This is a genomic window from Achromobacter animicus (assembly GCF_902859585.1).
Lineage (GTDB): Bacteria > Pseudomonadota > Gammaproteobacteria > Burkholderiales > Burkholderiaceae_B > Achromobacter > Achromobacter animicus.
In genome coordinates, this window is sequence record NZ_CADIJM010000009.1 from 85,834 (window position 1) to 102,641 (window position 16,808).

The 16,808-nt window shown below is 65.3% G+C and carries 21 protein-coding genes and 1 tRNA gene; 9 read left to right on the forward strand and 13 right to left on the reverse strand.

Features of this window, described 5'->3' with window-relative positions; all coding sequences use genetic code 11:
- Window positions 1–30: 30 nt before the first annotated feature.
- The 5 genes from HV681_RS19730 to HV681_RS19750 form a co-directional block, all read right to left on the reverse strand.
- Window positions 31–1,491, reverse strand: coding sequence for a diguanylate cyclase (locus HV681_RS19730; RefSeq protein WP_175124642.1), 1,461 nt, complete (start codon window positions 1,489–1,491; stop codon window positions 31–33).
- 125 nt (window positions 1,492–1,616) lie between these two features.
- Window positions 1,617–2,909 (reverse strand): aspartate carbamoyltransferase, encoded by a 1,293-nt coding sequence (locus tag HV681_RS19735; RefSeq protein WP_056322519.1) that lies wholly within the window; start codon window positions 2,907–2,909, stop codon window positions 1,617–1,619.
- A gap of 99 nt (window positions 2,910–3,008) precedes the next feature.
- On the reverse strand, window positions 3,009–3,419 hold the full coding sequence (locus HV681_RS19740) for a hypothetical protein (RefSeq protein WP_175124643.1): 411 nt from the start codon (window positions 3,417–3,419) through the stop codon (window positions 3,009–3,011).
- Between the two features lie 3 nt (window positions 3,420–3,422).
- On the reverse strand, window positions 3,423–3,854 hold the full coding sequence (locus tag HV681_RS19745) for a BPTD_2524 family lipoprotein (protein WP_175124644.1): 432 nt from the start codon (window positions 3,852–3,854) through the stop codon (window positions 3,423–3,425).
- Between the two features lie 132 nt (window positions 3,855–3,986).
- Window positions 3,987–4,121 carry an entericidin A/B family lipoprotein gene (locus HV681_RS19750; RefSeq protein ID WP_105241420.1) on the reverse strand — a complete coding sequence of 45 codons (135 nt, stop codon included), beginning with the start codon at window positions 4,119–4,121 and terminating at the stop codon, window positions 3,987–3,989.
- A gap of 184 nt (window positions 4,122–4,305) precedes the next feature.
- Between HV681_RS19750 and HV681_RS19755 the strand changes: the two genes are divergently transcribed.
- Both HV681_RS19755 and HV681_RS19760 read left to right on the forward strand, forming a co-directional pair.
- A complete protein-coding gene (locus HV681_RS19755; protein WP_175124645.1) occupies window positions 4,306–4,665 on the forward strand; it encodes a hypothetical protein in 360 nt (119 codons plus the stop codon).
- A gap of 64 nt (window positions 4,666–4,729) precedes the next feature.
- Complete coding sequence (locus HV681_RS19760; RefSeq protein WP_175124646.1) at window positions 4,730–5,134, forward strand: hypothetical protein; 405 nt, start codon at window positions 4,730–4,732, stop codon at window positions 5,132–5,134.
- Window positions 5,135–5,184: 50 nt separating this feature from the next.
- Here HV681_RS19760 and HV681_RS19765 read toward each other — a convergent pair whose 3' ends face one another.
- From HV681_RS19765 to HV681_RS19780, 4 genes are all read right to left on the reverse strand, one after another.
- Window positions 5,185–6,420: a TIGR03862 family flavoprotein gene (locus tag HV681_RS19765; protein ID WP_175124647.1), complete on the reverse strand. Its 1,236-nt coding sequence runs from the start codon at window positions 6,418–6,420 to the stop codon at window positions 5,185–5,187.
- Between the two features lie 305 nt (window positions 6,421–6,725).
- On the reverse strand, window positions 6,726–7,070 hold the full coding sequence (locus HV681_RS19770) for a hypothetical protein (protein ID WP_175124648.1): 345 nt from the start codon (window positions 7,068–7,070) through the stop codon (window positions 6,726–6,728).
- Between the two features lie 224 nt (window positions 7,071–7,294).
- Window positions 7,295–7,371, reverse strand: a tRNA-Met gene (locus HV681_RS19775).
- A gap of 20 nt (window positions 7,372–7,391) precedes the next feature.
- On the reverse strand, window positions 7,392–7,772 hold the full coding sequence (locus HV681_RS19780; protein ID WP_254595024.1) for a hypothetical protein: 381 nt from the start codon (window positions 7,770–7,772) through the stop codon (window positions 7,392–7,394).
- 169 nt (window positions 7,773–7,941) lie between these two features.
- Here HV681_RS19780 and HV681_RS19785 point away from each other — a divergent pair, with 169 nt between their 5' ends.
- Window positions 7,942–9,381, forward strand: a complete 1,440-nt coding sequence (locus HV681_RS19785) for an aminotransferase-like domain-containing protein (protein ID WP_175124650.1) — start codon at window positions 7,942–7,944, stop codon at window positions 9,379–9,381.
- Entirely contained in the window at window positions 9,378–9,941 is a 564-nt protein-coding gene (locus HV681_RS19790; protein WP_175124651.1) for a DedA family protein, read from the forward strand. The genes HV681_RS19785 and HV681_RS19790 overlap by 4 nt, the downstream gene beginning before the upstream one ends.
- A gap of 12 nt (window positions 9,942–9,953) precedes the next feature.
- Here HV681_RS19790 and HV681_RS19795 read toward each other — a convergent pair whose 3' ends face one another.
- Complete coding sequence (locus HV681_RS19795; RefSeq protein WP_224776755.1) at window positions 9,954–10,184, reverse strand: hypothetical protein; 231 nt, start codon at window positions 10,182–10,184, stop codon at window positions 9,954–9,956.
- 226 nt (window positions 10,185–10,410) lie between these two features.
- On the reverse strand, window positions 10,411–10,656 hold the full coding sequence (locus tag HV681_RS19800) for a hypothetical protein (protein ID WP_175124653.1): 246 nt from the start codon (window positions 10,654–10,656) through the stop codon (window positions 10,411–10,413).
- 205 nt (window positions 10,657–10,861) lie between these two features.
- On the opposite strand from HV681_RS19800, the gene HV681_RS19805 reads away from it, so the two are divergent.
- From HV681_RS19805 to HV681_RS19825, 5 genes are all read left to right on the forward strand, one after another.
- Window positions 10,862–11,467: a hypothetical protein gene (locus HV681_RS19805; RefSeq protein ID WP_175124654.1), complete on the forward strand. Its 606-nt coding sequence runs from the start codon at window positions 10,862–10,864 to the stop codon at window positions 11,465–11,467.
- Window positions 11,468–11,546: 79 nt separating this feature from the next.
- Complete coding sequence (locus HV681_RS19810; RefSeq protein ID WP_175124655.1) at window positions 11,547–12,005, forward strand: Lrp/AsnC family transcriptional regulator; 459 nt, start codon at window positions 11,547–11,549, stop codon at window positions 12,003–12,005.
- A gap of 82 nt (window positions 12,006–12,087) precedes the next feature.
- The gene (locus HV681_RS19815; protein ID WP_175124656.1) at window positions 12,088–12,396 is read left to right on the forward strand and encodes a hypothetical protein; all 309 of its coding nucleotides are present in this window, start codon (window positions 12,088–12,090) and stop codon (window positions 12,394–12,396) included.
- A gap of 18 nt (window positions 12,397–12,414) precedes the next feature.
- On the forward strand, window positions 12,415–13,395 hold the full coding sequence (gene pdxA / locus HV681_RS19820) for a 4-hydroxythreonine-4-phosphate dehydrogenase PdxA (RefSeq protein WP_175124657.1): 981 nt from the start codon (window positions 12,415–12,417) through the stop codon (window positions 13,393–13,395).
- Window positions 13,396–13,533: 138 nt separating this feature from the next.
- Window positions 13,534–14,511 carry a bile acid:sodium symporter family protein gene (locus HV681_RS19825; protein WP_175124658.1) on the forward strand — a complete coding sequence of 326 codons (978 nt, stop codon included), beginning with the start codon at window positions 13,534–13,536 and terminating at the stop codon, window positions 14,509–14,511.
- A 66-nt stretch (window positions 14,512–14,577) separates the two neighbouring features.
- Here the strand turns inward: HV681_RS19825 and HV681_RS19830 are convergent, their stop codons facing one another.
- Together HV681_RS19830 and HV681_RS19835 are read right to left on the reverse strand one after the other, a co-directional pair.
- The gene (locus HV681_RS19830) at window positions 14,578–15,960 is read right to left on the reverse strand and encodes a replicative DNA helicase (RefSeq protein WP_056322477.1); all 1,383 of its coding nucleotides are present in this window, start codon (window positions 15,958–15,960) and stop codon (window positions 14,578–14,580) included.
- Complete coding sequence (locus HV681_RS19835) at window positions 15,957–16,796, reverse strand: RIO1 family regulatory kinase/ATPase domain-containing protein (protein WP_175124659.1); 840 nt, start codon at window positions 16,794–16,796, stop codon at window positions 15,957–15,959. The genes HV681_RS19830 and HV681_RS19835 overlap by 4 nt, the downstream gene beginning before the upstream one ends.
- Window positions 16,797–16,808 lie beyond the last annotated feature (12 nt).

The window sequence follows — 16,808 nt, forward strand, 5'->3', positions numbered from 1 at the left end:
AAGGGCTGCCCCTGACGGAGCAGCCCTTTTTCATGCCTCGACGCTGCGGTCGCGGCCGGCCTGCTTGGCCTTGTACAACGCCTTGTCGGCGCGATCGATCAGATACGCGTAGTCGGGATGGCCATCGAAGGTCGCCACGCCGATGCTGGCCGTCACCTGCAGCGCGCCCGCCTCGGCAAGCATGAAGCGGTGCCGGCGGATCTCGGCATTGAGTTTTTCAGCGGCGGCCAGCGCGGCGCCGGGCCCCGTGTCCACCAGCACGACCAGAAATTCCTCGCCGCCATAACGGAACACGAAGTCGCTGGAACGACAGGTCTGGTGGACGACCTCGGCGAACTGGCGCAGGATCTGGTCACCGCCCGCGTGGCCATGCGCATCGTTGATGGCCTTGAAGTGATCGATGTCCAGCAGCAGCACCGAAAAGCTTGACCGCTGGCGCTGGGCCAGCGAAATCTCGCGGCCGATGACGGACGGCAGGAAGCGCCGGTTCAGCACGTTGGTGAGCGGATCGCTGCCGCTTTCGATCTCGGCCACCATGTCGAACAGGCCGTTGAGCAGATGCTTGATACGCGCCACCAGCTCTTGCAGTTCACGAACCTGGTCGGGCAGCGATTCCTGTTCGTGACCTCTCCCTTGCATCATCCGCGGCAGCACCGTGTCATCCAGGCGCGCCACGGCCTCCGTGATCTGGCGTAGCGCCGGCGCGCTTTCAAAGAGCACCGCGCCCTTGTGCTGCAGCCACAGACCGAACTCCGAGGCTGCCAGGCGCGGCAGCGCCTGCTCCGGCGTCCGGTAATGCAGGCCTATCAGCACCGCCTGACTCCACTCCAGCAACGCGGCGCGTTGGCGTTCGCGTTCGGTCGAGATGTTCTGACCCAGCGCGAAGAGGCGATAGGCCTCGTCGTTGCGCGCGCCGCGGTTGATGTCGCGCATGAACGCGCGGCTCATCTGCTCGATCGCCAGATCGAACAGGTTGCAGACGTATTGCGTGGCCACCGATGTCGCCATGCCATCCAGACCGCTTGCGCGCAGACGCTGCGCAATCTCGTTCTTCAGGATGCGGGCGCCTGCCATCACCAGATGGATCGGAATGTGGACGCGCGCATGGACCTCGCCGACCTTTTTCTGCGTGGCCAACAGCACGTCGATGTCGCCCTGGTCGCGCACACACAGCAGGCCCTTCAGCCAATGCGTCATGCCGCGATGCAGGCGGGTCGACACGATTTCATGCGAGAGCCGCGGGCCGGCCTCGGCATCGGCGAGCAAGGTGGAATAGAAGGCGTCGACGAGCTGCGTGGCGTGGTCCGACACCACCGCCGCAACCTTGCCGCGCGTATCGGCGTCGACCGATTGATAGACCGCTTCCCAGGCCTGCGCGTTGGATGCGCTCAGGTAGCAATCGTGGCCGCCGGCCGCGTTTGCGGAGGCCGCGTTTGCGGGGGCCGCCCTTGCGGTAGCTGCAGGAGGAACACCGGTACTGCTCGAAGACATAAGCTCATCCGCCCAAGAACGGCGCGCGCGCCTGGCAGCGGCGCGCGCCCGAAAAACCAGCGCGGATTATGCTTGAATTCACCGCGGCGGGGCCGCGCTTGCGGCGCCGCCAAGAACCGTTGACGTCAATCCAGGCCGTGGAAGACCGAATCGTCGGGACCGACATGCGACGGATGCTGCCACGTCACATCACGCAGCGAATGCTGCACCAGCCCTTCCACCCCCAGCAGCACGGCGAAGATCGCCATGCGGATGGGAATGCCGTTATCGGTCTGGCGGAAGATGGCCAGACGCGGATCGTGGTTCAGGTCCACGCTGAGGTCGTTGGCGCCCGGGCGGCTGTCGCGCGGCAGCGGGTGCATCACGATGGTCTCGGGGCTGCAATAGGCGTCGATGATGGCGCGGTTGACCTGGAAGTCCGGCGTGTAGCCTTCGTTCTCTTCGTTGGCGAAGCGCTCCTTCTGAACGCGCGTCGCGTAGATGACGTCGGCGCCGGCCAGGCCTTCGGCCAGCGAAGACTTCTGTTCGATGATGTTGCCGTTGCGGCTGGCCTGCTCGACGATGTAGGTCGGCATCTCCAGGCCCTTGGGCGAAATCAGCGAGAACTTCACGTTCTTGTACAGCGCCATCAGCTTGATGAGCGAATGCACGGTGCGGCCGTATTTCAGGTCGCCGACCATCGCAATGTGCGCGCCGTCCAGCAACTTACCCAGGCGCGAGAACTCGGTCAGGATGGTGTACAGGTCCAGCAGCGCCTGGCTGGGGTGTTCGCCCGGGCCGTCGCCGCCGTTGACCACGGGAATGTTCGTGGCGCGCGCAAATTCCGCCACCGAGCCTTGATCGGGGTGGCGGATGACCATCGCGTCCACATAGCCGCTCATGACGCGGCTGGTGTCGTAGATGGACTCGCCCTTGGCCATCGACGAGAACGTGAAACCGGTGGTGTCGCACACCGAGCCGCCCAGGCGGCAGAAGGCGGAACCGAAGCTGACGCGGGTGCGGGTGCTGGCCTCGAAGAAAAGGTTGCCCAGCACGGCGCCTTCCAGCACGCGCGAGACCTTCTGACGGCGCGCGATGGGCTGCATCATGTCGGCCACGCGGAACAGGTCTTCGACGGAGTCGCGGGTGAACTGATCCACCGACAGAAGCTGGTTCTTGCCTTCAACGGCGATGCGATCACGCAAGGGACCGTCTTGTACGCTTTGCGTATATTTTTCCAGCAGCACACCGTTTTGCACGATTTCGCTGACAAAGCGCTGCACGACTTCCGGCATGGCGCGGAATTCCTGCGAACCTTCAGGCAGAAGCCAAGTATCAAGCGCCCGGCGCTTAACGCCAATGCGCGTGGCAAACACGTCGCGGGTGAGGTTGAGGCGGCGCATGGCGTCGCGCAGGAAGGCTTGCTGGGAGATGCTCATGACGGGCCCCAAAAAGAGGATTTATATACGCAGTGCGCATATTATTCCGACCATCCACACAAGTCCAATATTTTTGCGCATACGGGTTTACCCGCGCTTTTACCGCTGAGCGTAGGCCGCCGCCTGTGGGGTCGCCGTCACGGCCTGTCCGGCCGCGAACCAGCACGCCGCGCAAAAGGCCAGCATGCTTGCCACGAAGCAAATCAGCGCCAGCAATTGCGCGGGCCAATGACCACGCGTCAGATGGCCGCTGTAGCCTTGCCGCAACAGGCTGACCTGCGCCAAGTACGCAAACGCCACCCCCAGGCCGGCCAGCACAAGACCGGCCAGGAAAAACAACAGGGGAATCTGCAGATCGGGCGCGGCGATGTCCGGCCCCACGATGCCCAATGTGAATCCGACCAGGATCAGAGCGGCACCGCCATTCAACCACCCCAGAAAACGAAACGCGCCGGCCAGCAGCGCGAACGACGTGCCGTTTGCGCGGAGCTGCTGGGCGCGGGCGTCCATGGATCAGCCGCCGGTCGCGCTACGGCACGTCGGCGTCGCGCTCTGTATCGACTTGCGCGCCGCCGCGATCTCGGCCTCGTCCCAGCGCCCTTCGCCCAGCACCGTCACGGTCACCTTGGAGGTAGCGGGACCATCGGCCTCCGCGGAAATCAGTTCGAGCACGGTTGCCGGCTGGCCGACCTTGTAAAGCTGGATTTCGTCCGGCGCGCCCTTCTCGCCCAGGCTATGGCGCCAGGCATAAGAGACGCCATAAGGATGGCTGACCTGCGTATGGCACGCGCGCACGTATTCGCCGGCTCGGCGGAATGCCGCCTGATAATTGGTGTCGACGCTGAAGGTTTCCTTCTTTGCGGTTTCCGACTCGTAGACCCCGGTGCTGGCGCATCCGGCCAACGTGGCCGCCAACGTGACAGCCACCCATACAGACTTGCGCATGATTCTTCCCGCCATTGCTATTCGGACTTTCGCGATTATGCCAGCGGCTGCAAAAAGGCCACGCGGAAAGTGCCCAAGTGCGGCACTTCCTGCGTGGCCTTGCGCCGTCATGACGGCAAAGGGCCTGATGCCCTACCGCTTTTCCGCGGCCCCTTCGATCTTTTCCCCGCCCCGCTGAATATCTTTACCGGCCCCGGCGACGGTGTTGCACCCCGCCGTCAGCGCAGCAATAGAAAGCATCATGACGAGAAAGACTTTGTTCTTCATAAACATCTCCTGTCTGGGCATGGAAAAAACCGAACCCAGCATACCTCAAAGGCCGCCTCGGTGACACAAGCCGGTCACGTGTAACAACACCGACAAAAAACCGTCACCACCCTTACGCGCCGGTGACACTTGCGACGCATTCTCGCCTGTCGCGTATTTGCCGCCAATGGATTAGGATGCGCACATGACGAAGAAACAAGCATCACAATCCGCTGGCGCCAGCCCGCAAGGCTGGGGCTGGGAACAGCCCCAGTGCCGCGGACAGGCCGCCCTGGCGCTGTTCATCGACGACCTGCATCGCATCTTGCAGACCCATGCCGCCGGCAAGCTGGCGGATAGCAGCACGCTGGCGGACGCGCAGGCCCAGGTCAATGAATTGCTGGCGCGGTACAACGAAATTTCTGCCGCTCCGGAAATTTTTCTGGGGCAGTCAGTCGAACTCAAAGAAGGCATCGACCGCAGCGGCGTAGCGCATACGGTGCCGATTTTTTCGCCGCGCCTGAAGCAGTCGCTGGTGTCGATGCTGGGACAAGGTCCGGGATGACGCCCCGGCAAGCGGCCCGGCTGGCGATCGCAGAGTACAGCCCCCAAAGGAAGGAGACTACAAGATGAGCACGGACAACGTTGTTGAGTTTCTCCGCCTGCTGTCCCTGGACGTCACGCTGGGCACCGCTGCCCAGCACGCCGCAAGCCAGGCAGACGCGCCGCTGGCCCTGGCCCGCTTGGCAACCTCACACGGTCTGCCGTGCAACGCTTCGGATTGGTCTTCCTTTGCACGCAACTGCCTGGACAACCTCGACCTGACCGAGGGCGACACGGGCATGGCGAACGCCACGATATGGCAGCTGGTGCAGGATCCCGCCCACGGCACCACCATTCCCGCCAGCGCCATCACCCGTGTGATCGGCATCATCTCGCAGCCCGAAGGCGAGCCGCCGGTGGTTGGTCACGTCGTCAGCGATCTGGCACCCCGCGCCCCGATGAGCATGGCGCCGCACCCGACGGGTTCCTGATCTTCCGGGGCTCGCAGCCCACTCAGGGATGCGGGTTCAGGACAGACCTTTCAAGCCTGTCCCTTCAAAAAATCAATCACGCCGGCCGCGCCGCATGCGCCGCTGGCCATGCAGGCGGTCAGCAGGTAGCCGCCCGTCGGCGCCTCCCAATCCAGCATTTCTCCCACACAGAAAACGCCGGGCACGGCTTTGAGCATCAGCCCGGCCGTCAGTCCCTGGAACGCCACCCCGCCCGCCGTGCTGATCGCTTCGTCGATCGGGCGCGGTCGCCGCAGCGTCAACGGCAAGGCCTTGATCCGCTGACCCAGGCGCTCGGGGTCCTTGAAGTCTTCGGCGCTGGCGCATTCCCGCAGCAAGCCCGCCTTCACCCCCGTCAGTCCCAGCCGGCTTTGCAGATGGCTTGACATCGAGCGGGCGCCGCGCGGATGCGTCACCGCCGCCATCACCTTTGCGTGCGGCCAGTCCGGTGCAAGATCCAGCATGGCCACGGCGCTGCCATCGGCCTCGATCCTGTCGCGCAGGGTTGCGGACAATGCATAGACGAGACTGCCTTCTATGCCTGTCTCGGACACGACGAATTCGCCCTGACGGCCAGGCCCGCCGCAGGACATGGCCACGGACTTGACCGGCTGGCCGGCAAAGCGGCTGCGAAAATGATCGGACCAGTCCACGTCGAACCCGCAGTTGGCGGGCCGCAATGGCGCAACCAGCACGCCGTGCGCCTGCAGATCCGGCACCCAGGCGCCATCGGATCCCAGCTTGGCCCAGCTGCCGCCGCCCAGCGCCAGCACGACCGCATCCGCTGCATGGCGCGCTTCACCGTCGGGCGTCGCAAAGCGCAGCAAGTCCACGCCGGGATTGTCGCCACGCCAGCCAAGCCAGCGATGTCGCATATGAAACCGCACGCCCTGTCCGCGCAGCCGGGCAAGCCAGGCCCGCAACAGGGGCGCCGCCTTCATCTCCTGCGGAAACACCCGGCCCGACGAGCCCACGAATGTCTGGATGCCCAACGCATGCGCCCAATCGCGCAGACCGGCGCCGTCCATCGTCTGCAGCCATGGCTGCACGAACGGGGCGCCGTCGCCAAAGCGAGCAAGGAAAGGCTCGGCGGGCTCGCTGTGCGTCAAGTTCAGGCCGCCCCGTCCCGCCATCAGGAATTTGCGTCCCACCGAGGGCATGGCGTCAAAGACGTCCACCTGCGCCCCGGCTTCGCTCAGCCTTTCCGCTGCCATGAGACCGGCGGGGCCGCCCCCGATGACGGCAACGCGTTTGGCGGACAGGCTCATGGCGCCGTCGCCTTCATGACAGGACGCGAGCGGGAAAAGGCGGAAAGCATGCGGGAGAAGTCGGAAGGAAAAGGGACGAAAGGACGGCGCAGCCACGGGACGCAGATTGTCTCACGGCGTCAGGGCGCTTCCCACGAGCGCGCGTCGCAACTGCGCGTTCCCTTGTCCCGAAAGGCTCGCAGCGGCCATTTCTTGACCGCAGGCGCCAAGCCTATGTTTTTTCTGGAAAAATCCGATATACGCAGCAGCTATCCCAAGGGTTTTCCACAATCCCTGTGGGTAACTGCCGCGTTCTGGGGATCGTGTCAGGCGCGCTCGGCCGCGTGCATGGGGCCGGACCAGGGCTCGGCATCGAGCTGGAAACGCAGTTCCTGATACTCGCCGTCGACCGCGACGCTGCGCAGCAGGCCGGCATCTAGCGCCTGACCCAGTGCGCGGCGGCACAGGGTTTCGGGATCGTCCGGCAGCGACTGGAACACGCCGTCGGGGATGCGCAGCCTCAGCAAGGCAGAGGGATCGCCGCGGTCGGCCGGACGGCCGATATGGATGTGGGCGGGATACCCGTGCGGGCACCAGATGCCCACGTGGTACTTGCCCTCAGCGCCCGTATCAGCAACGTAGCCGGGATGATCGTATTTTGCGGTTCCCATGGACACTCCTTCTGTGCGGCAATGTAGCGCGCGTGGCCCATGGTAGCGCAGGGTTGCGGCCGTGTGCGGCCACGGATACCCGGGAAACTCCGGACGCGAACCGCGCATGACCCAGCGCAATCGCCAGACGAAAAAAAGCCGCGACAATGTCGCGGCCTTTTTTACTGCGGTCTTGCCGGGTGCATTTGAAACGCGCCGCCGGGAGACCGGGTACTGCTTGAAACTGGTTGCGGGGGCAGGATTTGAACCTACGACCTTCGGGTTATGAGCCCGACGAGCTGCCAGACTGCTCCACCCCGCGTCTGATGTGTGAATCATACATCATTTTGAAATCTTGTGCAGCGCACCCACGCGAATGTTTCCGTTTTTCGACAGAAAACCGCGAAAAACATTGGCGACGTGGCGCAGGATCGTGCCAAGGCGCCCGGTGCAATTCAGGCAGATCACCTGCGCACTATCCAGCGCGGTGAGGCGCACCGCGCCGCCGTAGGACACCCCGTGAACCTCGCCCGCATTGAGCCGGGCCGGTACGACGCGATGCAGGCCGCCTGCGGCTTCCAGGCCGCTTGCCGCTTCCTCGACGCGCACGCTGCCTTCGACGCAGACAACGGCAGCGCCTGCGCGCAGGACGAAACTCCGGCTGGCGCCGGCGAGTAGTTCCAGGCGAAGGCCCGGCGAGGCGGGGTCGGAATGCGGGGTCATGATGATCTCCAAAAGGACCATCACAGGCTACGCGCGCCCTGCTTTGCGCAACAGCCACAAAAATCGGCTTTCTGTACCGATGCAGAGGGTCGATTTTGTGGCTGTTATGGTGTACTTTGCCTGCATCTGTGCCTACCCACCGTCCAACCCCGGGGAGCAAGATCGGCGCATGGAACCTCAACCGCTGTACCTACGCCTGGCCAATCACTACCGGCGCGCCATCCAGACGGGCGTGCTGGCCCCCGCCCAGCGCATGCCCTCGGTCCGCACGCTGGTGCGCACCCATCATGTCAGCCTGTCCACGGCGCTGCAGGCCTGCCGCCAGCTCGAGGACGATGGCCTGATCGAGGCCCGTCCCCGCTCCGGCTACTTCGTGCTGAAACCTCGCCGCAACAGCATTCCGCCCGTGGCCGAGCCGGACATCCGCCAGACCCTGGGCGCGGCGCAGTATGTCGGCATCCACGACCGGGTTTCGGACTTCATCGCCAAATGTGAAGCGCACCGGGTCAGCGCCAACTTTGCGCTGGCCGCGGCGGTGCCCCAGGCTTATCCCATGGAGGCGCTCAAGCAGGCGATGACGCGCGCACTGCGGCAGTCGCCCGAGGTGCTGGTCAGCCCGGTGCCGCCGCAAGGGCATCCTGACCTGCGCGGTGTGCTGGCCCGTCGCGCGCTGGCCAACGGCATCAACGCCACGCCGGACGACGTCATCGTCACGCATGGCTGTATCGAGGCCCTGAATCTGGCGCTGCGTGCCGTCGCCCGGCCCGGCGACACCATCGCCGTGGAATCGCCCGCCTACTTCGGTCTGCTGCAGATCCTGGAAAGCCTCGGCATGCGCGCGCTCGAGATTCCCACCAGCCCCCAGCACGGGCTGTCGATCGAAGCGCTGGACCTGGCCTTCCAGACGCACGGCAATATCCGCGCCGTCGTCGTTGTGCCGAACTTCCAGAATCCGCTCGGTTGCGTCATGCCCGACGCGCACAAGGCGCGGCTGGTGGCGCTGTGCGAGCGCCAGCAGGTGCCGCTCATTGAAGACGACACATACGGCGCACTGACCGACGACGACACCCCGCTGGCCGCGGCGAAATCCTGGGACGCCACGGGCAACGTCATCTATTGTTCGTCGATGCACAAGACGCTGGCCCCCGGCATGCGGCTGGGCTGGCTGCTGGGCGGCCGGTGGAAAGCCCGGATCGCCATGCTGAAGTTCGCGCAAAGCCGGCCCAACGAACCGCTGGCGCAGATCGCCGTGGCGGAGTACATGGGCTCGCGCGCCTATGATCGCCATCTGGCCCGGCTGCGTCGAGAACTGAAGACGCAGCGCGACCTGACCGCCGAGGCCATCGCCGCGCATTTTCCGCGGGGCACGCGGCTGAGCGTGCCGCAAGGCGGGATGCTGCTCTGGGTGGAAATGCCCGAGGGCGTGTCGGGCATGGACGTCTTCGAGGCCGGGCTGCGGCAAGGAATACGCGTGGCGCCCGGCGCGATGTTCTCCAATGGCGCCCGCTACAACCACTTCCTGCGCATCAGTTGCGGACAACGCATCACGCCGGAGATCTCGCACGCACTGGTGACGCTCGCGCGCATCGTGGAAGAAAGGACAGCATGAACGCGGAACTGCATCAATTCATCGCGGACTATGGCCTGTGGGCCGTGCTGGGCGGGACCTTCCTGGAAGGCGAAAGCGTGGTGGTGTTTGCGGGATTTCTGGCGCACCAGGGATTGTTCCATCTGCTCTACGTCATGCTCTGCGCGTTTGCCGGCTCGTTCATGGCGGATCAACTGCTGTTCCTGCTGGGCCGCCGCTACCGCGACCATCGCTACGTGCAGCGCATCCGCGCCAAGCCGGCGTTCGGCAAGGCGCTGGCGGCCATCGACCGATATCCCAACGGATTCATACTGGCGCTGCGCTTTCTGTATGGGTTGCGTACGGTGGGGCCGGTTGCCGTGGGCGTGTCCAAGGTGCCGGCCCTGCGCTACCTGGTGCTGAACGCCATCGCCGCCATGATCTGGGCGCTCTGCTTCAGCCTGCTGGGATTCGTGTTCGGCCGGACCATCGAAGCGCTGCTGGGACGCCTGCACGGCGTGGAAACCAAGCTGGCCGTGGCAGTGGCGCTCGGCGTGCTGGTGTGGCTGGCCTATCAGGTCTACGCACGCCGCCGCAAATAGCGGCGGGCGCGTTCAGAACACCAGTTTGCCGTTTGCGCGCTGCACATGGCGGCGGCGCGCGTTGCGGTACAGCATGCCGATGATCGGCAGCTTTGCAAGGCGGCGCAGGATCGGGTGACGCTGGTCGAAGTCGTGCCAGGCCTTGAAGCCATGGCCCATGCGCTCCCAGCTCTCCCTCGCCTCGGGGGAAAGCTTGCCGGGGTCAAATGCCGCCAGCTTTGCCGCTTCCGAAACGCGCGCCACGAGGGCGCGGTTCCGGCCTTCCAATGAATACTGATTCCGCATGGGGCCGCATATTACCCGGGCTTGGCCTGCCGTGGCGGCGCGCCGGTTGCGCGTTGCTTCGGCGCAATGGCGCCGCTTTTGACCGCCTCGCGCAAGCCGTTGTAATTGAAGGAGTTTGTGAATCTATGCCCGCGCTATCCCAAGGCTTGTCCACAGAACCTGTGGGTAACTGCCGCCGGGCGCATCACTTCAGGGCGGTCAGGACCATGTCACGCACGCTTTCGAAACCCGCGACGTATTGCGGATTCTCGGAACGCGCCAGCAGGCCGGAGTAATTCTGCTCCAGTTGCGCCTCGATGGCCTCGCGCAGGCCCGGCGAATTCTTCGCCATATGCAGCATCGAGAGCAGCGTGGTATTGAGCGCGTCGATGCGCCCACCCTGATGCGAGATGGTGTGCACGACAACGGCGATCTGTTCCTGGATGTCCATGATGTAAGCCTCCTGGCGATGAAATCTGGCGCGAATCCTAGCATGGTGGCGGGGCGCGCCAGGGCTGACAGCAAGCGGCGCGCCTCCCCTGCCGCGGCTAGGCAAGCACCGGACGCGGCGCTAGCATGAAGCGTAGCCGCAAGAGGCACCGCGGCGCACGCCGCCGGCGCTGTCTCCGGGCGCCCGGCGCAACCGGAGCGCGCACATGAAAACGATCCAGAACTATGTCCCGCCAAGCGCCCAGTCGCTGCAACGGCTGCAGGACAGGCTGGGCTATCCCGACAGCAGAATGGCCGAGCTGGCCGGACTGGACGCCTCGACACCCTGGCCCAGTTATGTGGGCGGGCCGGAACCTCGCACGCTGGGCCGGCAGCGGCTGTTCTACATGATGGCCCGTCTGACGCTGGAAGAACCGGAATGGCAACGCGTGCTGGCCGCCATGCGTGAGGCCGGCGCGCATTTCGATTGCCAGGATCCGCACGGTGATGGCGCGGCGCCGCCGCCCGAACCGATGGCGGACGAAGAGCGCAAGTTCGGCATGCTGCTGGTCAGCCGCAACGGCTCGTTCCACGAAATGGAGCAACTGCGCGAGTTCGCCCATTTTGCGCACGAATCGGATGTCAGCCGCTTCGTGCACAGCGCGTTCTATGACAGCGACATCGACCTGTGCCGTTTCAGCTTTGCGGACCACGACGGCCTGGACGCCGCCAGCCGGGACCGCATTTTCGATGCCGCGCACAAGACCATCACGCGCTTCGAGTTCGACGGCCGCATCTATCACGGCGGCATTCCGCCCGAGTCCGACGGCTAGCGGCAACGCATTGACGCGGGCAGGCAGGCGCCTGTACCGTCGCCACTTCGCCTTCCCGCTCAACGCCATCGCTCATCGCATGAACGAACGACTTGACGCCATCGACCGGCAACTGCTGAGCCTTCTGCAGGCCAATGCGCGCGAACCCGCCGCCATCCTCGCGCGCAAGCTTGGGCTGGCGCGCACCACCGTAGTGGCGCGCATCGCGCGGCTGGAACGTGAAAGCATCGTTTCCGGCTACGGCGTGCGCCTGGGCCGGCTGCTCGAAGAGGCGGCGGTGCGCGCCTATTGCTTCATCAGCGTGCTGCCCAAGACGCCGGCCGCCGTGATCCGTGAACTGGAGCGGATGCCGGAGGTCGAGGAAGTGTCCTCGGTCAGCGGACCCTACGACTACCTGATCTTCCTGCGCTGCGAGACCCACGAACAACTGGACGCGCTGCTGGACCGTATCGGACTCATCGACGGCGTGAAGCAGACGCAGACCTCGATCGTGCTCAGTCGCAAGGTTGATCGGCGCAGCGCGGTTGCCGCTCCCTGAGCCGCCTCGCGCCCCTCGCGCGTCTTTCCGGCGGGCGCCACATGGTGGTGTAATGGGGCCTGTCGCGAATCCTGGATTTTTCATGCTTGCTCGCCTTGCCCCTGCCGCCGCCCTCCTCGTCCTGTTGACCGCGTGTTCCAGCATGAGCGAGGTCACGTCCGTCAACAAGGACCAATACAGCGTCACGTATAGCTCCGGCACGCAATTGCTGAGCTGGGTCGAGATCAAGAACCAGGCATTGCAGCGTGCCGACCAGCACTGCCAGTCGCTTGGCCGCAAGCTGGTCAAGCCCAGCGTGACGTCCAACCACGCCACCGGGCTGGGTTCCAAGCGCGCCACGGTCACGTTCGAATGCGCGCCTATCGATCCTCCCAAGAGCACCGCTCAGTAAGCGCCCACGGCCACCATTGTGAACACTCTCCTGCCTGTGGGCATCACCATGGGCGATGCCGCCGGCATCGGTCCCGAAATCGTCGTCAAAGCCTGTGCGCAGGGATTGGGCGCGCCCTGTGTGGTGTATGGCGATGCTGGCGCGCTGCGCCGCGCGGCGACGCAATTGGGCGCCCGCCTGGATATCACCGAGATCGCGGACATCAGCCAGGCCCGGCCGGACGCTGCTGGTATCCAGGTGGTGGCTTGCAGCCCCATCCTGCCCGCGGACCTGCCGCTGGGTAAGGTCAGCGCCCTGGCGGGCCGCGGCGCCTACGATTATGTGTGCGCGGCCATCGACGACGCGCTTGCCGGACACATCCGCGCCATCGTGACCGCCCCGTTGAACAAGAAGTCCATGCACGAGGCCGGCATCGACTATCCGGGCCACACCGAAATCCTGGCGGACCGCTCCGGCACGCAGGACTTTGCGATGATGCTGGCCAACAATGAGCTGCGCGTGCTGCTCGTGACCATCCACGTCGCATTGGCCGACGTCATGGCGCGCATCACGCCGCAGGCCGAATTGACCGCGATGCGGCTTGCGGATCGCGCCTGCCGCCAGATGGGCATCGCGCAGCCGCGCGTTGCCGTCGCGGGTCTGAATCCGCATGCGGGCGAAGGCGGCAAGTTCGGCCGCGAAGACATGGACATCATCGAACCGGCCATCGCTGCCGCCCGCGCGGAAGGCATCGATGCCAGCGGCCCCTGGCCGGGCGATACCGTCTTCATGCGCGCCCGCCGCGGAGAGTTCGACATCGTCGTGGCGCAGTACCACGACCAGGGCCTCATCCCGGTGAAGTATCTGGGCCTGGACCACGGCGTGAACGTCACCGTCGGCCTGCCGTTCGTGCGCACCAGCGTGGACCACGGCACCGCATTCGACATCGCCGGCCAGGGCGTGGCCGACCACGCGTCGCTGGTGGAAGCGTTCGATCTGGCGCTGGCGATGACGCCTTGAGCGCGTAAAGATCCGCAGACTGCCTCAGCGCGCGGACGCTTGCGGCCTTCTCGCGACGGGTCCGCGACGGTGCGGGTCTACAATACGCCCCGTTTCCGGCGCCCCGCGCCGCCGCTTTTCCGTTCTTCCTCCCTTCCCATGTCCCGCCTCGTTCGACTTCTGCCCGACCGCTTCACCCTCTACCTGATCTGCACCGTCATCATCGCCAGCTTCCTGCCCGCCCATGGGCAAGGCGTGGTGGTGTTCGGCTGGATCACCAACGTGGCCGTCGGCCTGCTGTTCTTCCTGCACGGGGCGCGCCTTTCGCGCGAGGCCATCATCGCCGGCCTCACGCACTGGAAGCTGCACCTGACCATCTTCTCGGCCACGTTCCTGATGTTCCCGCTGCTGGGGCTGGCGCTGCAGCCCGTGCTGGAGCCGCTGGTCACCCCGGAGCTTTACCTGGGCATCCTGTTCCTGTGCTGCCTGCCTGCCACCGTGCAATCGGCCATCGCGTTCACCTCCATGGCGCGCGGCAACGTGCCCGCCGCGGTGTGCAGCGCGTCGGCCTCCAGCCTGCTGGGCATCTTCCTCACGCCCCTGCTGGTCGGCACGGTCGTCGCCAACGCCGGCAGCGCGCCGATCTCGTTCGACGCCGTCGGCAAGATCATGCTGCAACTGCTCCTGCCGTTCGTGCTGGGCCAGTTCGCGCGGCGCTGGATCGGCGCGTGGGTGCACAAGCGCAAGGCCATGCTGAAGTTCGTGGACCAGGGCTCGATACTGCTGGTGGTCTACACGGCGTTCTCCGAGGCCATCAATGAAGGCCTGTGGAGCAGCACCCCGATTCCCGCGCTGGTCGGCCTGGTCGTGAGCTGCGGCGTGATTCTGGCGCTGGCGCTGGGCCTGTCCGCACTGGCCGGCCGGATGTTCGGCTTCAGCATCGAAGACCGCATCACGCTGCTCTTCTGCGGCTCGAAGAAAAGCCTGGCCAGCGGTATTCCGATGGCCCAGGTGCTGTTCGCCGGTCACGCCGTGGGTGCTGTGGTGCTGCCGCTGATGCTGTTCCACCAGATCCAGCTCATGGTCTGCGGCGTACTGGCGGCGCGCTACGGCAAGCGCCCCGACGCCACGCACTGATCGCCGTCTCGTACAAAAAAAACCGCGCGGCTGCGCGGTTTTTTTTTGATGTGGCGATGTGCGGAATCAGTACATGTCCCGCGGCTGCGCGCCGGAGAAGTTCAAAAAGCGCGTGCTGGAACCCTGGAACGTCAGACGCACCGTGCCGATCGGGCCGTTACGCTGCTTGCCGATGATGATCTCGGCCGTGCCCTTGTCCGGCGAATCGGGGTTGTAGACCTCGTCGCGGTAGATGAACAGGATCACGTCCGCGTCCTGTTCAATTGCGCCCGATTCGCGCAGGTCGCTCATGACGGGGCGCTTGTTGGGACGCTGTTCCAGGCTTCGGTTGAGCTGCGACAGTGCGATCAGCGGGCAATTCAGTTCTTTGGCCAGACCCTTGAGCGAGCGGCTGATTTCCGACACTTCGGTGGCCCGGTTTTCGCCGGAACCGTTGCCGGACATGAGCTGCAGGTAGTCGATGATGATGAGGCCAAGCTGGCCGCACTGGCGCGCCAGACGACGCGCGCGGGCGCGCACTTCCATGGGACTGAGCGCCGGCGATTCGTCGATGTAGACCTGCGCATCCTGCATGAGCTGCACGGCGTGCGTGACGCGCGGCCAGTCTTCGGCGATCAGCTTGCCCGTACGCATGCGGTGCTGGTCCAGGAGTCCCACGGAACCCAGCATACGCATGGCGAGCTGCACCGCGCCCATTTCCATGGAGAACACCGCCACGGGCAGGCCCTCTTCGATGGCGACGTGCTCTCCGATGTTCATGGAGAACGACGTCTTGCCCATGGACGGGCGGCCGGCCACGATGATCAGGTCGCCACCCTGCATGCCCGACGTCATCTTGTCCAGATCGGTGAAGCCCGTGGGCACGCCCGTCACGTCGGACGTGCTCTCGCGGTGGTAGAGCTCGTCAATGCGCTCGACCACCTGCGTCAGAAGCGGTTGGATCTCCTGGAAGCCGGCCGCGCCGCGCGCGCCTTCCTGGGCGATCTTGAACACCTTGGATTCGGCCTCGTCCAGCAGCTGCCGCGCTTCCTTGCCCTGCGGGTTCATGGCGGCCGACGAGATTTCGTCCGCGATCGACACCAGCTTGCGCAGCATCGCGCGCTCGCGCACGATCTCGCCGTACCGGCGGATGTTGGCGGCCGACGGCGTGTTGTGCGCCAGGGCATTCAGGTAAGCCAGTCCGCCGGACTCTTCGGCCTTGCCCGCGCTGACGAGGGACTCGTGCACCGTGATGACGTCGGCCGGGCGCGCCAGACCAATCAGGCGCGCAATGTGGTGCCAGATCAGCCGGTGGTCGTGACGGTAGAAGTCTTCTTCGAGAAGCACATCCGCGATACGGTCCCAGGCAGCGTTGTCCAGCAGCAGTCCGCCCAGGACTGACTGCTCCGCCTCGATGGAATGCGGGGGGACGCGCAGGTACTCGAGCTGGGAATCGGCGGGTGTGTTCATGGCTTCAATAGTAACGGCTGCAGGATATCCGCGACGCGGAAAAACCCTTGGATGTCGCGCGAGGGGAATCGGGCAAGGATGGGGCGCAGCGGCATGGCGATGCCGCACAGCACGCGCGCCAGGCGCTTCAAGCGGGCCCTGACCTCGGGGTCGGGATTGCAGTCCAGGTAGACATCGAGCGCCAGCTTGCCCAGCGTGCGCGCATCTGCATCGCCCAACTTGCGCAGCGACACCAGCGAGGCCAGCATCTGGAACAGGTCATAGGCCTGCGCCAGCGGCCGCGACAGCGTCGCGCCGATGTTTTCCTCGAAGTCGATGCGCCAGATCTCGCCATCGCGCAGCGTAACGTTGCGGATCTGCGCCCCGCCATGCCACATGCCGCGGGCATGGAAAGCGGCCAGATCGGCCGCCGCGGCGCGCGCGAGCCACATGCGCGAGGTGGAGTCTTCGTTGCGGATGAGGTCCGCCAGGTCTTCGCCCACGAACTCCAGCACCAGCAGGTTCTGCTCCCGCCACCACACCTCGGGGACGCGCGACCCTGCTTCCAGCAACTGCGCCAGGCGCTGCCCTTCGTGGGCCAGACCGTTGCGCAACAGCACGCTGGGACGGGGAAACTCGCCCAAAAAAACCTTGCAGCCCACGGCGAGGAACAAGGCGCGCACGTAGCGCAGCACATAGCTCACGCTCTGCAGGATGCCGGGCCGACGCCGCTTGATGATGCAGCGCACGCCATCTATCGTCACATCCCGCACCGAAGGTTCACGCGACGCATCCACGCTGTCGAGCCAGGCTCGCAGGCCGGGCGGCGCGTTGTGATGGACAGGCGGATGAGTCAAGAGGTCCTCTGG

Bases quoted from the DNA above. Each gene is read 5' to 3' on its own strand.
- HV681_RS19750 (WP_105241420.1), bottom strand. From the start codon at position 4,121: ATGAAGAACAAAGTCTTTCTCGTCATGATGCTTTCTATTGCTGCGCTG.
- HV681_RS19790 (WP_175124651.1), top strand. From the start codon at position 9,378: ATGAACGCGGAACTGCATCAATTCATCGCGGACTATGGCCTGTGGGCC.
- HV681_RS19780 (WP_254595024.1), bottom strand. From the start codon at position 7,772: ATGACCCCGCATTCCGACCCCGCCTCGCCGGGCCTTCGCCTGGAACTA.
- HV681_RS19730 (WP_175124642.1), bottom strand. From the start codon at position 1,491: ATGTCTTCGAGCAGTACCGGTGTTCCTCCTGCAGCTACCGCAAGGGCG.
- HV681_RS19755 (WP_175124645.1), top strand. From the start codon at position 4,306: ATGACGAAGAAACAAGCATCACAATCCGCTGGCGCCAGCCCGCAAGGC.
- HV681_RS19735 (WP_056322519.1), bottom strand. From the start codon at position 2,909: ATGAGCATCTCCCAGCAAGCCTTCCTGCGCGACGCCATGCGCCGCCTC.
- HV681_RS19815 (WP_175124656.1), top strand. From the start codon at position 12,088: ATGCTTGCTCGCCTTGCCCCTGCCGCCGCCCTCCTCGTCCTGTTGACC.
- HV681_RS19760 (WP_175124646.1), top strand. From the start codon at position 4,730: ATGAGCACGGACAACGTTGTTGAGTTTCTCCGCCTGCTGTCCCTGGAC.
- HV681_RS19830 (WP_056322477.1), bottom strand. From the start codon at position 15,960: ATGAACACACCCGCCGATTCCCAGCTCGAGTACCTGCGCGTCCCCCCG.
- HV681_RS19825 (WP_175124658.1), top strand. From the start codon at position 13,534: ATGTCCCGCCTCGTTCGACTTCTGCCCGACCGCTTCACCCTCTACCTG.
- HV681_RS19810 (WP_175124655.1), top strand. From the start codon at position 11,547: ATGAACGAACGACTTGACGCCATCGACCGGCAACTGCTGAGCCTTCTG.
- HV681_RS19770 (WP_175124648.1), bottom strand. From the start codon at position 7,070: ATGGGAACCGCAAAATACGATCATCCCGGCTACGTTGCTGATACGGGC.
- HV681_RS19745 (WP_175124644.1), bottom strand. From the start codon at position 3,854: ATGCGCAAGTCTGTATGGGTGGCTGTCACGTTGGCGGCCACGTTGGCC.
- HV681_RS19765 (WP_175124647.1), bottom strand. From the start codon at position 6,420: ATGAGCCTGTCCGCCAAACGCGTTGCCGTCATCGGGGGCGGCCCCGCC.
- HV681_RS19805 (WP_175124654.1), top strand. From the start codon at position 10,862: ATGAAAACGATCCAGAACTATGTCCCGCCAAGCGCCCAGTCGCTGCAA.
- HV681_RS19785 (WP_175124650.1), top strand. From the start codon at position 7,942: ATGGAACCTCAACCGCTGTACCTACGCCTGGCCAATCACTACCGGCGC.
- HV681_RS19800 (WP_175124653.1), bottom strand. From the start codon at position 10,656: ATGGACATCCAGGAACAGATCGCCGTTGTCGTGCACACCATCTCGCAT.
- HV681_RS19740 (WP_175124643.1), bottom strand. From the start codon at position 3,419: ATGGACGCCCGCGCCCAGCAGCTCCGCGCAAACGGCACGTCGTTCGCG.